This window comes from Kribbella sp. NPDC104740 (assembly GCF_055583505.1).
The window spans coordinates 208,773-222,922 of the sequence record NZ_JBVJNV010000001.1; the positions used below are offsets into that span (position 1 = coordinate 208,773).

General features: G+C 70.6%; 12 protein-coding genes. 7 read left to right on the forward strand and 5 right to left on the reverse strand.

Annotated elements, in window-relative coordinates; translation table 11 throughout:
• Positions 1–143: 143 nt before the first annotated feature.
• On the reverse strand, positions 144–548 hold the full coding sequence (locus tag ACZ6Z4_RS01000) for a hypothetical protein (RefSeq protein ID WP_465556808.1): 405 nt from the start codon (positions 546–548) through the stop codon (positions 144–146).
• A gap of 40 nt (positions 549–588) precedes the next feature.
• On the reverse strand, positions 589–2,895 hold the full coding sequence (locus tag ACZ6Z4_RS01005) for a DEAD/DEAH box helicase (RefSeq protein ID WP_465556810.1): 2,307 nt from the start codon (positions 2,893–2,895) through the stop codon (positions 589–591).
• 171 nt (positions 2,896–3,066) lie between these two features.
• Here ACZ6Z4_RS01005 and ACZ6Z4_RS01010 point away from each other — a divergent pair, with 171 nt between their 5' ends.
• From ACZ6Z4_RS01010 to ACZ6Z4_RS01025, 4 genes are all read left to right on the forward strand, one after another.
• Positions 3,067–3,396 carry an STAS domain-containing protein gene (locus tag ACZ6Z4_RS01010; RefSeq protein WP_465556812.1) on the forward strand — a complete coding sequence of 110 codons (330 nt, stop codon included), beginning with the start codon at positions 3,067–3,069 and terminating at the stop codon, positions 3,394–3,396.
• A 165-nt stretch (positions 3,397–3,561) separates the two neighbouring features.
• Entirely contained in the window at positions 3,562–5,868 is a 2,307-nt protein-coding gene (locus tag ACZ6Z4_RS01015; RefSeq protein ID WP_465556815.1) for a sodium-translocating pyrophosphatase, read from the forward strand.
• A 353-nt stretch (positions 5,869–6,221) separates the two neighbouring features.
• Positions 6,222–7,211 (forward strand): ABC transporter ATP-binding protein, encoded by a 990-nt coding sequence (locus tag ACZ6Z4_RS01020; RefSeq protein ID WP_465556817.1) that lies wholly within the window; start codon positions 6,222–6,224, stop codon positions 7,209–7,211.
• Complete coding sequence (locus ACZ6Z4_RS01025) at positions 7,211–7,966, forward strand: ABC transporter permease (protein WP_465556819.1); 756 nt, start codon at positions 7,211–7,213, stop codon at positions 7,964–7,966. The genes ACZ6Z4_RS01020 and ACZ6Z4_RS01025 overlap by 1 nt, the downstream gene beginning before the upstream one ends.
• A gap of 122 nt (positions 7,967–8,088) precedes the next feature.
• On the opposite strand, the gene ACZ6Z4_RS01030 is transcribed toward ACZ6Z4_RS01025, so the two are convergent.
• Positions 8,089–8,925: a hypothetical protein gene (locus ACZ6Z4_RS01030; protein WP_465556821.1), complete on the reverse strand. Its 837-nt coding sequence runs from the start codon at positions 8,923–8,925 to the stop codon at positions 8,089–8,091.
• 211 nt (positions 8,926–9,136) lie between these two features.
• On the opposite strand from ACZ6Z4_RS01030, the gene ACZ6Z4_RS01035 reads away from it, so the two are divergent.
• Genes ACZ6Z4_RS01035 through ACZ6Z4_RS01045 form a run of 3 tightly spaced genes read left to right on the forward strand, consistent with a single transcriptional unit; the run spans position 9,137 to position 12,155 of the window.
• Positions 9,137–9,925 carry a DUF2785 domain-containing protein gene (locus tag ACZ6Z4_RS01035; RefSeq protein WP_465556823.1) on the forward strand — a complete coding sequence of 263 codons (789 nt, stop codon included), beginning with the start codon at positions 9,137–9,139 and terminating at the stop codon, positions 9,923–9,925.
• Positions 9,922–10,704, forward strand: a complete 783-nt coding sequence (locus ACZ6Z4_RS01040) for a class I SAM-dependent methyltransferase (protein ID WP_465556825.1) — start codon at positions 9,922–9,924, stop codon at positions 10,702–10,704. Before ACZ6Z4_RS01035 ends, ACZ6Z4_RS01040 begins: the two co-directional genes overlap by 4 nt.
• Positions 10,705–10,718: 14 nt before the next feature.
• Positions 10,719–12,155: a DUF7059 domain-containing protein gene (locus ACZ6Z4_RS01045; RefSeq protein WP_465556827.1), complete on the forward strand. Its 1,437-nt coding sequence runs from the start codon at positions 10,719–10,721 to the stop codon at positions 12,153–12,155.
• Here the strand turns inward: ACZ6Z4_RS01045 and ACZ6Z4_RS01050 are convergent.
• Complete coding sequence (locus tag ACZ6Z4_RS01050; RefSeq protein ID WP_465556829.1) at positions 12,149–12,526, reverse strand: hypothetical protein; 378 nt, start codon at positions 12,524–12,526, stop codon at positions 12,149–12,151. The two genes, ACZ6Z4_RS01045 and ACZ6Z4_RS01050, sit on opposite strands and share 7 nt — an antisense overlap.
• Positions 12,527–12,601: 75 nt before the next feature.
• Positions 12,602–14,149, reverse strand: a complete 1,548-nt coding sequence (locus ACZ6Z4_RS01055; RefSeq protein WP_465556831.1) for a GGDEF domain-containing protein — start codon at positions 14,147–14,149, stop codon at positions 12,602–12,604.
• Between the last annotated feature and the right edge of the window lies 1 nt (position 14,150).

The window sequence follows — 14,150 nt, forward strand, 5'->3', positions numbered from 1 at the left end:
TGCTGTCGGACCAAAGCCACCCCCCTCTCCCTGCCGGTGTCCTCCGCCCCCCCCCCCCCCCCCCCCCCCCCCCCCCCCCCCCCCCCCCCCCCCCCCCCCCCGCGTGCGGATCGAGACAAAGCTGCTTCAGTGCTGAGGATCGTTCACCGCGGCTGCCGGGTTTCGGGGCCCTCGGCAACAGTGTGCGGCTCGTCCACCGGTACGTCGGCCGCGTGCTTCCCGACCGGCTCGGCGTCGCTGTCAGTGGAGGCCGGAACGGCGGCGGGCTCTCCAGCGGTCGTTGCGCCGTCAGGAGTCGTCGCGACCTGCTGCCGCAGCTCCCGGACCTCCTTGTGCCGGCGGTACCCGCGCCCGAGTCCCTTCTTCGTCAGCCACAGCCCGAGGATCAGCACCGCCCCGGCGGCGGCCCCGAGGAAGAACACGGTCGTCACCATCACTCCGAAGTCGACGCCGAACACCTCCATCGTGGTCGAGGCACCGGAGGACACCGCCACGCCCAGTCCGAGCAGGACGGCGAGCACGATCAGGACGATTCCGAGTACGGCCATGGTTCGCTGCCTCTCCTCCAGCAGCCACCTGCTGGATCCTTCAGGCCTCACTACCGAGTAATGCGGTGAGCAGCGCCACGGCGCCGCCCTTGTCGAGTGGGTTGTTCCCGTTCCCACATTTGGGCGACTGTACGCACGACGGGCACCCGTCCGTGCACTCACAGTGTGCAATCGCCTCCCGTGTCGCGGTCAACCACTCGCGGGCCGCGGCGTACCCGTGCTCGGCGAACCCGGCGCCGCCCGGGTGGCCGTCGTACACGAAGACGGTCAGCTGCCCGGTGTCCGCGTGCCGCTCGGTCGACACTCCGCCGATGTCCCAGCGGTCGCAGGTCGCGAACAGCGGGAGCAGCCCGATCGAGGCGTGCTCGGCCGCGTGCGCCGCCCCCGGTACGTCGTCCAGCCCGAGCGCGGCGACGGCGGTGTCCGGCATCGTCCACCAGACCGCCTTGGTCCGCAGCGTTCGCTCGGGCAGGTCCAGCGGCTGCTCGTCCAGCACGTCGCCGGTGACCAGCTGCTTGCGCTGGAACGACACCACCTGGTTCGTCACCTGCACCCAGCCGCGGGACAGCTCGGCCTGCCCCCACTGCTCGGTCGACTCCGTCGCCAGGATGCTGATCTCGGTCACGTCCCGCGCGAACGTCGTGTAGTCCGGTGACGCCTGCTCGACGATCGCGGCGTGGTTCTCCAGGTCGAGCGTGCGGACCAGGTACGACTCACCGGCGTGCACGTAGACCGCGCCCTCGTGCACCGACGCGTGGGCCGAACCGCCGTCGACCGTACCGAGCAGGCGGCCGGTCCGGTCCTCGACGATCTGCACCGTCTTGCCGCCGGCCGACCGGATGTCGATGGCGTCGACGGCGCGTTCCCGTCGGGTCCAGAACCAGCCGTGCGGCCGCTCGCGCAGCAGGCCCTGCCGGACGAGCTGGGCGATCACCGACGGGGTGGTGGTGCCGAACACCTCGTAGTCCGCCTCGGTCAGCGGCAGCTCCTGCGCGGCGGCGCACAGCTGCGGACCGAGCACGTACGGGTTCTCCGGGTTGAACACCGTCGCTTCGACCGGCCGCCCGAAGATCGCCTGCGGGTGCCGGACCAGATAGGTATCCAGTGGGTCGTCGCGAGCGACCAGCAACGCCAGTGCATCCCCACCGGCGCGACCGGCTCGACCTGCTTGTTGCCAGAGCGAGGCGCGAGTCCCCGGCCAACCAGACAGCAGTACGGCGTCCAGCCCGGCGATGTCGATCCCCAGCTCGAGTGCGTTGGTCGCTGCGACACCGGTGAGCTCGCCGCTCTGCAACATGCTCTCCAACCGCCGCCGCTCCTCCGGCAAGTACCCGGCCCGGTACGCCGACACCTGCTCGGTCAGCGCCGGGTCCACTTCAGCCAGGTTGTCGCGAGCGGTCATCGCGACCTGCTCAGCTCCACGCCGTGAACGAACGAAGGCGACAGTGCGAACGCCAGACACGACCAGGTCGGTCAGCAGCTCCGCCACCTCGGCCGGAGCGGATCGTCGTACCGGTGCTCCGTTCTCGCCGCGCAGCGAGGTCAGCGGCGGCTCCCACAGGCCGAAGGAGATCCCGCCGCGCGGTGAGCCGTCGTTGATCACCTCCACCATCGGCAGCCCGGTCAGTCGCTCGCCGGACACCGCCGGCTCGGCAACGGTGGCCGAAGCGCAGACGAAGATCGGGTGCGCGCCGTACTGCGCACAGATCCGCCGCAACCGCCGCAGCACTCCGGCAACGTGTGCGCCGAAGACACCGCGGTAGTGGTGACACTCGTCGACCACGACGTACTGCAGGCAGCCCAGGAACCTCGCCCAGCGCTGGTGGTTCGGCAGCACCGACCGGTGCAGCATGTCCGGGTTGCTCAGCACGTACGTCGCGTGGTCGCGCGCCCAGTCGCGTTCGGTCCGCTCGGAGTCGCCGTCGAGTGTCGTTGCGCGCAGCCCGTCCACCTTGTACTGCGACAGCGCGCGCAACTGGTCGTGCGCCAGTGCCTTCGTCGGCGACAGGTAGAGCACCGACGCGGCCCGCCGGTGCGGTGACGCGGCGTGCGCGATGCTCAGCGTCGCCAGCGATGGCAGCAGGTACCCGAGCGACTTGCCGGACGCCGTACCGGTGGCAACGACCACATGCTTCCCGCTGTACGCCGCTTCGGCTGTTGCGACCTGGTGGATCCACGGACTGGTGACGCCGGCGTCGGCCAGCTGCGCGAGCACCTCGGAGGGGACCCAGCGCGGCCACTCGGCCGTCCGGCCTGCGCGAGCCGGCACCTCTTCGACATGGGTCAACCGCTCGGAGCGGTCTGGACCAGAGGTGAGGTCACGCAGTCGCTGTGCCGCCTCACCCATGAAGCAAGACACTAGCTCGCGCTGCACAGGCGGATGCAATTGCACCTGCACGCGGCATTTCGCCCAGGTAGGTCGACGTGGCCCGTACCGGGATGAAAGAGTTTTGCAAGGCGGTCCTCTTCACGGTCCGTACATGGTTGAATGCAACGGTTCACGGGATCGGAGGCCGAAGTGGATCTGTCGCTGACGACGCGTCCGGAGGGCGGGCGCACCGTCGTCGAGGTGGGTGGGGAGATCGACGTCTACACCGCGCCGAAGCTGCGCGAGACGATCGTCTCGCTGGTCGACGCGGGGCAGTACGACCTCGTCGTCGACCTGGAAAGAGTGGAGTTCCTGGACTCGACCGGACTCGGTGTCCTGGTCGGCGGACTCAAACGGGTGCGCACCCACGACGGCACGCTGTCGCTGGTCTGCACCCAGGAACGACTGCTGAAGATCTTCCGGATCACCGGCCTGACCAAGGTCTTCGAGATCCACCCGGACGTCGCATCGGCGATCTGAAAAGGTGTCCCTGTCACTACGGTCGGTGGTGTGAGCCAGACCACCCCGCCGTCAGGTCTGGTACCTGACCCGTTAGAGTGACCCACCGCGCCAGGAGAGTTGGCGTCTTTTTCGTATTTCCCGACCCCTTCGGTTGCCCAGAGGGGTTGCCTACAAGGAGGACGGATGTCCGCGCAGCTTGCTGTACAAGCGGTGGATCTGTCGTCGAGCAACACCATGTTGGTGGTCGTCGTCGGAGTGATCGCAGTTCTTGCGGTCATCATCGCGATGGTGTTCCGCAGCCAGGTGCTTGCCGCGAACGACGGCACCGAGAGCATGAAGACGATCGCCCAGGCGGTGCAGGAAGGAGCCCAAGCCTATCTGAACCGCCAGTTCAAGACGCTGGGCGGGTTCGCCCTGGCGGCCTTCCTGCTGCTGTTCCTGCTGCCGGCGCACAGCGACGGTGACAACGAGACCTGGCTGAAGGTGTGGCGCTCCATCTTCTTCCTGGTGGGAGCCGGCTTCTCGGCCACCATCGGGTACCTGGGCATGTGGCTGGCCACCCGCGCCAACGTGCGGGTCGCCGCGGCCGCCCGCGACGAGGGCCGCGAGCCCGCGATGCGGGTCGCCTTCCGGACCGGTGGCACGGTCGGCATGGCGACGGTGGGCCTCGGCCTGCTGGGCGCTGCCGCCGTCGTGCTGTTCTTCAAGGGCGACGCCCCGACCGTGCTCGAGGGCTTCGGCTTCGGTGCCGCCATGCTGGCCATGTTCATGCGGGTCGGCGGCGGCATCTTCACCAAGGCCGCCGACGTCGGCGCCGACCTGGTCGGCAAGGTCGAGCAGAACATCCCCGAGGACGACCCCCGCAACGCGGCGACCATCGCCGACAACGTGGGCGACAACGTCGGTGACTGCGCCGGTATGGCCGCGGACCTGTTCGAGTCGTACGCCGTGATGCTGGTCGCGTCGCTGATCCTGGGCAAGGCCGCCTTCGGCGAGCAGGGCCTGATCTTCCCGCTGATCGTGCCGGCCATCGGTGCCGTCACCGCCGTCCTGGGTGTGTTCCTGACCCGCCCGCGGGCCGGCGAGAACGGTCTGCGCACGATCAACCGGGCCTTCTACATCTCGGCCCTGGTCTCGGCCGTGCTCTGTGCGGTCGCCGCGTTCGTCTACCTGCCGAGCTCGTTCGCCGACCTGACCGGTGCGACCGAGGCGATCGCCGCCAACGACGGCGACCCCCGCGTCATCGCCACCGTCGCGGTGATCATCGGCATCGTGCTGGCCGCGATCATCCTGGCCATCACCGGCTACTACACCGGCACCGAGGACAAGCCGGTCAAGGACGTCGGCAAGACGTCGCTGACCGGTGCCGCCACGGTGATCCTGTCCGGCATCTCGGTCGGCTTCGAGTCGGCCGTCTACACCGCTCTGGTGATCGCCGCCGCCGTGTACGGCGCGTTCCTGGTCGGTGGCGGCGGCGTCGTCGCGCTGTTCGCGATCGCGCTGGCCGGTTGTGGTCTGCTCACCACCGTCGGCGTCATCGTCGCGATGGACACCTTCGGCCCGGTCTCGGACAACGCCCAGGGCATCGCCGAGATGTCCGGTGACGTGGACGGCGAGGCCGCCCAGATCCTGACCGAGCTCGACGCCGTCGGCAACACCACCAAGGCGATCACCAAGGGCATCGCGATCGCGACCGCGGTCCTGGCCGCGACCGCGCTGTTCGGTTCGTACACGGACTCGATCTACTCGGTCCTGAACGACGCCGGCGACGCCGCGTTCAACGCCGACGCGCTGGTCTTCGACCCGTCCACCCTGGTCGGCCTGATCATCGGTGCCGCGGTCGTGTTCATGTTCTCCGGGCTCGCGATCAACGCCGTCGGCCGCGCCGCCGGTGCGGTCGTCTACGAGGTCCGTCGCCAGTTCCGCGACATCCCCGGGATCATGGAGGGCACCGGCAAGCCGGAGTACGGCAAGGTCGTCGACATCTGCACCCGCGACTCGCTGCGTGAGCTGGCCACCCCGGGTCTGCTCGCGATCGCGGCCCCGATCGCCGTCGGCTTCGGTCTCGGCGCCTCGGCGCTGGCCGGCTACCTGGCCGGTGCGATCGCGTCCGGCACGCTGATGGCGGTGTTCCTGGCCAACTCCGGTGGCGCCTGGGACAACGCGAAGAAGCTGGTCGAGGACGGCAACCACGGCGGCAAGGGCTCGCCGGCGCACGAGGCCACCATCATCGGTGACACCGTGGGCGACCCGTTCAAGGACACCGCCGGCCCGGCCATCAACCCGCTGATCAAGGTGATGAACCTGGTCTCGGTGCTGATCGCCCCGGCCGTCGTCGGGCTGTCCAGCATCGGCGAGGACACCAACACCGTGCTGCGCGTCGTGATCGCTGTCGTGGCGCTCGTCGTGATCGCGGTCGCGGTGGTCGTCTCCAAGCGCCGGGAGTCGGTCATCTCCGACACCCCGGCCGAGGCGAACGTCGCCGCCTGATCCACCCGCAGCACCCGCAACGGCCCGCCGGAGACACTCCGGCGGGCCGTTTCGCTTTGCCCGAAAGGGCAGTCCTTGCTCGGAGTACGCCGTCAACTGGTAGTGACTGCCGGTCTTTCGTCTCCGGCGCGTCGACTTTCGGCTGATGCCCCGCGACCCCGTCGTACGGGATGCTCAGGGGGACGGTCAGGGACTTGCCCGATGGCCGCCCGGCGGGTGGGACGGAAGACTCCATCCCCAGGTGGACACACCGGATCCGTCCCGGGTCCGATGCGACCAGGGGGTCGCGACTCGATACTGGAGACGACCGCCCGCCCTGACATCCGGCGCGCTACCGAACGAGGAGTACGGCGATGATCGAGGCACAGAGCCTCACCAAGCGATACGGCGAGACCGTTGCCGTTGACAACCTGTCCTTCGAGGTGAAACCCGGCACGGTGACCGGCTTCCTCGGCCCGAACGGCGCCGGCAAGTCCACCACCATGCGGATGATCCTCGGCCTGGACACCCCGACCTCCGGCGACGTCCGGATCGACGGCCAGCACTACGTCGACCTCAAGCAGCCGCTGCGCAAGGTCGGCGCCCTGCTGGACGCCAAGTGGGTGCACCCGAACCGCTCGGCGCGGGCGCACCTGACCTGGATGGCGGCGTCGAACAAGCTGCCGAAGGCGCGCGTCGACGAGGTGCTCGAGATCGTCGGCCTGACCGAGGTCGCCGGCAAGCGGGCCGGCGCCTACTCGCTGGGCATGTCCCAGCGGCTCGGTATCGCCGGCGCCCTGCTCGGTGACCCCGAGATCCTGCTCTTCGACGAGCCGGTGAACGGACTCGACCCCGAGGGCATCGTCTGGATCCGCAAGTTCATGCACCGGCTGGCCGAGGAGGGCCGGACCGTCTTCGTGTCCAGCCACCTGCTGTCGGAGATGGCGCTGACGGCCGAGGAACTGGTCGTCATCGGCAAGGGCCGGCTGATCTCGCAGACCAGCACCAAGCAGTTCGTCGACCAGGCCAGCGGCAACAGCATCAAGGTCCGCAGCCCGCAGCTCGACCAGCTCCAGGACGTCCTCCAGCAGGGCAACCTGGCGACCCGGATCGAGGACGTCAAGGACGAGGGCAAGGTGCTGTTCGTCGACGGCCAGGTCACCACCGACCAGATCGGTGAGGCCGCGGCCGCCCAGGGCATCGTGCTGCACGAGCTGACCCTGCAGCGCGGCTCGCTGGAGCAGGCCTTCATGCAGATGACGGGCGACTCGGTCCAGTACCACGCGCACGACGGGCTCGAGGCCCAGGTCGCGCCGCCGGTCCCGGCCTCGGAGATCGTCGTGGCGGAAGAGGAGAAGAACTGATGTCGCTGGTCACCGTTGAGCGGATCAAGCTCTTCAGCACCCGGTCGCCGTGGTGGTGCCTGGCGCTCGCGCTGGTGCTGGCCGACGGGTTCATCACGCTCGGCTTCATCTTCACCCCCGACGACATCAGCCGGGACTTCCGGCCGGTCGACACCCAGGGCACCTACCTGTTCGGGATGATCGTGATGATGGTGATGGCCACGCTGGCCGTCACCACCGAGTACCGGTTCGGCACCGTCCGGACCAGCTTCCTGTCGGCGCCGAAGCGGACGCCCTTGCTGCTGGCCAAGACCCTGGTCGCGGCGGTGCTGAGCGGGGTCGTCGGTCTGGTCAGCGCGTTCGGTGCGCTGCTGCTCGGCAAGCTGCTCGTCCCGGATGCCGACCTGGCGCTGAACAGCGGTGCCGACTGGCGCGGTGTGCTCGGCGTCGCCCCGGTCTACTTCCTGGCCGCGATCTTCGCGGTCGCGATCGGCATCCTGATCCGGCAGAGCGCCGGCGCGCTGGCGATCGTGATCTGCTGGCCGCTGCTGCTCGAGGGCATCGGCCTGGCGATCCCGAAGGTCGGCGAGTTCATCGGCGACTGGGGTCCGTTCTCCCGGGTCAGCTGGTTCCTGAACGGTGAGCAGGGTGCGGTGCCGGGCGGCGGTGAGTCGACCTCGGTGATGTCGCCGGGCTGGTCTTTCGTGTACTTCGCCGCGTGGGCCCTCGGCCTGCTGGTGATCGCGTTGGTCGTCGCGAAGAAGCGCGACGCCTGACCCAGAGACGGCCACCGGATCAGGGGACCCGGTGGTCGGACACCCGGCCGGGCTGAGGGGTCCTGGCCGCCGCGGCCCGTGGGGTTTCCGTTTCGGCGGACGTCCCACGGGCCGCTTCGACGTCAGCGGCAGTTCTTGCCGTCGACGATCTTCCAGTCGCCCTGGTTCGGCACGATCCGCTTCTGGTAGCAGGCCAGTGCGTTGATCTCGCCGAGGCTCTTGAGCGTCTTGAAGACGCCGCCGAGCGAGATCGTCGGGGCGAACTTGCAGATCAGGTCGGCGGCCTCCTTGATCTTGCCCTTCAGCTTGGTGATGCCCTTGCAGGTCAGGACCGCCGCCCCGCCGCCGATCGCGATCATCGCGCCGAGGATGAGCTGGATCTCGGCGCCGGTCAGGTTCAGGTACATGCCGCGGCCGAAGGTGAGCTTCGGGTCCAGCGTCAGCGGGTAGCGGGCGCCGGTGGCGTCGACGTGCTGGACCAGCTGGTTGCCTTCGGCGGTGTACCAGGTCCGGATCTGTTTGCCGTTGGCATCGATCGCCCAGGGGGCCTCGATGACGCCGGTCTCGTCGGTGCCGGGGTGGGTGATCAGGAAGCCGGCGCCGGAGGGGCGGAGGGTCCAGCCGGGTTGCGGTGTGACGTCGTACCGGGCGGTGGTGCCGTGCCGCAGGACGGTGATGACCTGGCCGCCGTCGGCCAGCCGGCGTACCTCCGAGTTACGCCGGTCGACCGCGGTGACGGTGTGGCTGGCGCCGTCGCCGGTGACGGTCACGCTCTTGGCGCCGGACCGCGCGTCGACGACCGGTCTGGCCGGGCCGGTCTGGTCGGGCCCGCGGGCGGCCAGGGCGCGTTCCACGACGGCACCGGTGTCACTGGCCGGTACGGCGGACGCCTGCGTGGCCGACAGCGCCACCGCGGCGGCGAGAACGGCGACGAGCGTGGTCCGGGCGATGATCCTCATGAGCTGCTCCTTCGTCTCGTTGACTGGTCTCTGGACGGTAGGCAGCACCCCCAGGGCGGTCGCCAGGGTCTCTGCAGCTAGCTGCAGAGACCGAGATCGATGCAACGCGTTCGCGATCCGACGGCAACATCGGCAGCCTTGCGATCGAGACGGTCCAGGGTGCGGGCGGCGCGGGTGGCGGTGCGGTTGCTGAGCCGTTAGGTTCTGCGTCATGACCGACTGGGCGCGGGTGCGTGCTGAGGGTTTCGAGGTGCCGGCCGACCGGCCGGTGGACGAGCTGGTCGCGGAGCTGTCGGGGATGCTGCGCTCACCGGACGCGACCGTCCGCGACGGCCAGGCGTACTCGGTGCTGGCGACCTGGATCGGGAAGGGCGTGCTGGCGCCGGAGCTGCTCCGGGAGCTCGGTGACGAGATGGCCGGGCGGTTCGGCGACCCGGAGATCCAGGCGCGCACGTTCGCGCCGCTGATCCTGGACTCGATCGTGTCGGTCGGGGTGTTCGAGCCGAGCTGGGTGCCGCCGTTCGAGCGCTGGTACGTCGCGGAGGAGGACCTGCGCGGGTACGACGCCAAGCTCGGCTGGCTGCACGCCATCGCGCACGGCGCCGACCTGCTCGGCACGCTCGGCCGGGTCTCGGCGGTCGAGCCGGTGGAGATGCTCCGGCTCGGGATCGGCCGGCTGCTGACGCCGACCGACTTCGTGCTGCGCGACCTCGAGGACGACCGCCTCGGCTACGCACTCGCTGCCACCCTGACCCGCCCCGACCTGGTCGAGACGGACGTGACGGCCTGGCTCGACCCGGCGGCCCGCGCGCTGGGCAACCCGCCGCCGGACGGCGTCCGCCCGGAGATCACCAACACGATGCGCACGCTCCGGGCCCTGTACGTCCTGGTCGACCAGGGCGTCCGGATCGGCGACACCGTGCACCAGGTCCCGCACCGGGAGCTGGTCCGCGCCAAGCTCGCCGAGGTCCTCCGCACAGCGACGCCGTACTTCCTGTGACCGCGGTCCAGAGCAACTACGCCCGCATCGCGGAGGCGTACGACGGCCGCTGGGCCGACGTGCTCGCCGTCCACGCGCGGGAGCTCGCCGACCGGCTCCCGCTGACCAGTGCGCGCCGCGTGGCCGAGCTGGGCTGCGGTCCGGGCCGCCTGCTCGACCACTTGGCGACGCTGGCGCCGCGGGCCCAGGTGCTGGGCGCAGACGTCACCGAGGCGATGATCCGGCGCGCGCCGGCCCGTTACGGGCGTGTGGTGGCCGACGTCCAGGCGCTGCCGTTTGCTGACGGCTCGCTGGACGCGGTGGTGATGCCGTTCGTGCTGTTCCACCTGCCTGACCTGCCGCTCGCGTTGGGCGCCGTACGGCGAGCGCTGGCGCCCAGCGGCTCGTTCGGCGCGGTCACCTGGTCGACGCGCGACCCGCACCCGGCGTACGACGTGTGGGTGCGGGTCATCAACCAGCACGACGCTCCGGAGGACCCCTCGCCGCAGCTGCCGTCGAACAGCGTGACGTCGGACCTGGACCAGCTGGCCGCGGCGCTGACCTCCTCCGGGTTCGCCGAGGTCGACGTCACCGTCGAGCGCTTCCGCCGTGAGGTCACCGCCGAGCAGTTCCTGGCCCACTCGCTGGTGATCGGGTCGATGGCCCGGCGGCTCGACCTGCTGCCGGCCGAGCGTCGTACGGCGTGCGTGGTGGCGGCCGAGCGCGCCTTGGCCGAGCTGGAGCCGGAGGACTTCGTCGAGTCGGGCACCCTCCTGTTCAGCACCGCCCGCGCCGCTTGAGCGAGGATGGGTCCATGAGTGACCTGTCGAGTGGTCTGGTGGACCGGCTGCGTGGACTGTTCGAGGCGGCGGACTACACCGTCGAGGGAGTCGCGGAGCGGCTCGGTGCCCGGGCTAACCAGGCGCTGGCGCGCAACGAGACCACCCTGGCGTACCGGCAGACCAGTGGCGGCGACTCGCTCGACACGCTGATCCGGCTGTTCCTGCTGCAGCGCCCGGTGCCAGAATCCCTGCTGGACAAGGAGATCCTGCCCGAACTGCTTGCCCTGGGCATCGTGATCGCGCAGGGCGAGGACGTGCTCGCCGCGATCGACATCCGCCCGTACGCCGAGGACGACCGCGCCTGGTGGGTCGTCGCCGACCCGACCCCCGGGCTGGACGGCCGGCGAGCGCCGATGCGCACCGACTACGTGCTGGGCATCGCACCGGCCAGCCTCAGCCTGGTGAAGCTGACCGTGCCGCTGAAGGTGGAGAGCGCGCTCGACCTGGGCACCGGCTGCGGCATCCAGGCGCTGCACCTGTCCGACCGGGCGAACCACATCGTCGCCACCGACGTGAACCCACGAGCGTTGCAGCTGACCCGCTGGACGGCCGCGCTCAACCGGGTCGAGCTGGACGTGCGCGACGGGTCGCTGTACGAGCCGGTGGCGGGTCAGCGGTTCGACCTGATCGTCAGCAACCCGCCGTACGTGATCGCACCGCCGAGCGACGGCAAGCTGACCTACCGGGAGACCGGGTTCGCCGGTGACGCTGTCGTCGAGCAGCTGGTCCGGCAGGCGCCGCAGCACCTCACCGACGGCGGCTGGTGCCAGCTGCTGGCCAACTGGACCTGTGTCCGTGGCCAGAACTGGCAGGACCGCATCGCGAGCTGGACCGGTGACCGCTCCAGCTGGGCCGTGCAGCGCGAGCAGCTCGACCCGGCCGAGTACGTCGAGCTGTGGCTGCGCGACGCGGGCCTGCACGGCCGGCCGGAGTACACACAGCGGTACGACGAGTGGCTGGCCTGGCTGGACGACCAGCAGGTCGAGGCGATCGGCATGGGCTGGATCAACCTGCACAACGTCCCCGGTACGACGGACGCCGAGCCCTGGCCGTACGAGATCGAGCAGCCGATCGGCCCGCACGTCCTGCACCGCTTCGAGCGCCGCGAAGGGCTGCCCGAAGACCTGACCGGCCTGCACCTGAAGGTCGCCGACGACGTCGTCCAGGAGACCGCCGGCCCGCCCGGCGCCGAGGACCCGGCGACGATCGTGCTGCGCCGTCAGCGCGGGATGCGCCGCGCCGAGCAGGCCGACACCGTCCTGGCCGGCTTCGTCGGCGCCTGCGACGGCGACCTGTCCACCGGCCAGATCCTCGACGCGCTCGCGACGATCCTCGACCGCGACGACCTGCACGCCGACTACCTGCCGCAGATCAGAAACCTCGTGGTGGAAGGGTTTCTGGACTACTGACCGGGGAATGCCACGTCTTCCACGGTGAGCCCCGGCAACCAGACACCGCGGACCTCCTCGGCCACCTCCAGCACCACCGTCTGCGCCCGGCCGAACCCGGCGGCGAACCCCATCCCGTAGCTGCTGCCGTGCGCTCCGGTCGGCGCCAGCGATGTGGCCAGTTGGTGCAGCCCGGCGGCGACCTCGGCCCGGGTCCGCAGCCGCTCGGCCGTCGGGTCCCAGTCCAGCCGGATGGTCTGCTCGAGCTTCCGCAGCCGCCGCAGCTCCCGGCGCAGCGCGGGACGGCGGGCTTGTCGAGCAGCGGGACCGCGGTCGAGGAACGCCTCCACGGCCGCCGTCAGCGGGGTGACCTCTTCCAGCGCGTCCTTCACCTCCGCCCACTCGTACAGGCCGGAGACGTTCGAGCAGACGCGGTCAGCGAACCAGCGGGGCCTGACAGCTAACGGTCAGCGGCGGCGGTTGCGCTTCTCGGCGTACATCCGGCGGTCGGCCTCGGGGAGCAGGTCGGTGATCGCGACGCCGTCGGTGCTGGAGGCCTGGCCGATGCTGAGGCGGAGCATCGCGAACCACGGCTCGGCGGCGCTCGCGGCGATCCGTTCGGCGGCGGTGCGGATGCGTTCGACCAGCTCGCGGGCGCCGCGCTCGTCGGGGTTGTCGAGCACGACGACGAACTCGTCGCCGCCCGCCCGGACCACCACGTCCTCGGCGCGGGACTGCTCGGTGAGCAGCTGCGCGACGCGGCGCAGGACCTCGTCGCCGGAGGCGTGGCCGTGGCTGTCGTTGACCACCTTGAGGTTGTCCACGTCGATCGCGATCACGGCGATCGAGCGGCCGGAGTCGAGCGCGGCGCTCATCCGCTCGTCGAGCGCGCGCCGGTTTCCCACACCGGTCAGGGGATCCTCGCGGGCCGCGCGCCACTCGGCGTCGTGCCGGATCGACAACTCGTGCGTCGCGAGAGCACTTCGTACGGCGTACAGGCCGCGGAGGCGTTCGGCCCACCAGCCTCTGGTGATCGCCCGCGCGTACTGCAGACCCGCGGCCGCACCGGCGTCACCGGAGTCCGCCACGATCTGTACGGCGGTGTGCCGGACCAGCGCCTCGACCGGTGGGTCCGACGTCGGCGGCAGGTCGACTCCGGCCTGCGAGGCCGCCTCGATCGCGTCGTCGAGCCGGCCGAGCGCGGCGTACGCCTTGGCCAGGTAGGCACCGGCGATCGCGGTCAGCTCCAGGTCGCCGAGCTTGGCGAGCTGGTCGCGGCAGTCCTTGAGGATCACCGCGGCCTCGGCCGGCTCGGCGTCCCAGCTGCTCGCGGCCAGCCACATCCGCCCGGCCATCGGCCAGTAGCCGAGCAGGTCGGCGCTGACGATCGCCTGGTTCGCGTCGGCGGCCCAGCGGCGCGCCTCGGAGTGCCGCAGCGCGATCTGCTCGTCGTACGACGGATCGCCGAGTCGCTCCATCTCATGGGCCCAGCGCAGGTTCGACTCGGCCAGGTTGAGCCGGTCGATCACCGGGGCCTCCGGCAGCCCGAGCGGGTCGCTCATGGTCGCCGCGGCCTCCTCGAAGTGCGGGATGCACAGCTCGAACAGGCGGAGCAGGTCGTAGGCGTAGCCGAGGCCGGTGTGCGCCCAGCTGGCGAGCCCGGCGTCGTGCGTGCGGGACAGGGCGTTCTCGGCCGCGACCAGGTCGGTGACCGAGTCGCCGCCCTCACCGGTGCGGATCAGGGTGACGATCCGCAGCCCCAGCGCGTTCGCCTCCCAGCCGGGCTCGTCGATGGTGCGGGCGATCCGGATGCAGCCGTCGACCGCGTCCAGCGCCTCCTCGGCGTCGGTGCCGTGGTGCGCGGCGACCGCACGGACGTACTCCGCGGCGGCCCGCTCGGGCGTCGGCTCCGGTCCGAGCTCGGTCAGCAGCCGGCGGATGTCCTGCATCGCCTCGGCCGGGCTGCCCGACTGGGCCCGCGCCATCGCCGCCGCGATCCGCGCGGTCACCGCCATC

Excerpts from the sequence above, each read along its gene's own strand:
- ACZ6Z4_RS01015 (WP_465556815.1), top strand. The coding sequence starts at position 3,562 with ATGTCCGCGCAGCTTGCTGTACAAGCGGTGGATCTGTCGTCGAGCAAC.
- ACZ6Z4_RS01045 (WP_465556827.1), top strand. The coding sequence starts at position 10,719 with ATGAGTGACCTGTCGAGTGGTCTGGTGGACCGGCTGCGTGGACTGTTC.
- ACZ6Z4_RS01020 (WP_465556817.1), top strand. The coding sequence starts at position 6,222 with ATGATCGAGGCACAGAGCCTCACCAAGCGATACGGCGAGACCGTTGCC.
- ACZ6Z4_RS01030 (WP_465556821.1), bottom strand. The coding sequence starts at position 8,925 with ATGAGGATCATCGCCCGGACCACGCTCGTCGCCGTTCTCGCCGCCGCG.
- ACZ6Z4_RS01055 (WP_465556831.1), bottom strand. The coding sequence starts at position 14,149 with ATGGCGGTGACCGCGCGGATCGCGGCGGCGATGGCGCGGGCCCAGTCG.
- ACZ6Z4_RS01035 (WP_465556823.1), top strand. The coding sequence starts at position 9,137 with ATGACCGACTGGGCGCGGGTGCGTGCTGAGGGTTTCGAGGTGCCGGCC.
- ACZ6Z4_RS01000 (WP_465556808.1), bottom strand. The coding sequence starts at position 548 with ATGGCCGTACTCGGAATCGTCCTGATCGTGCTCGCCGTCCTGCTCGGA.
- ACZ6Z4_RS01025 (WP_465556819.1), top strand. The coding sequence starts at position 7,211 with ATGTCGCTGGTCACCGTTGAGCGGATCAAGCTCTTCAGCACCCGGTCG.
- ACZ6Z4_RS01005 (WP_465556810.1), bottom strand. The coding sequence starts at position 2,895 with ATGGGTGAGGCGGCACAGCGACTGCGTGACCTCACCTCTGGTCCAGAC.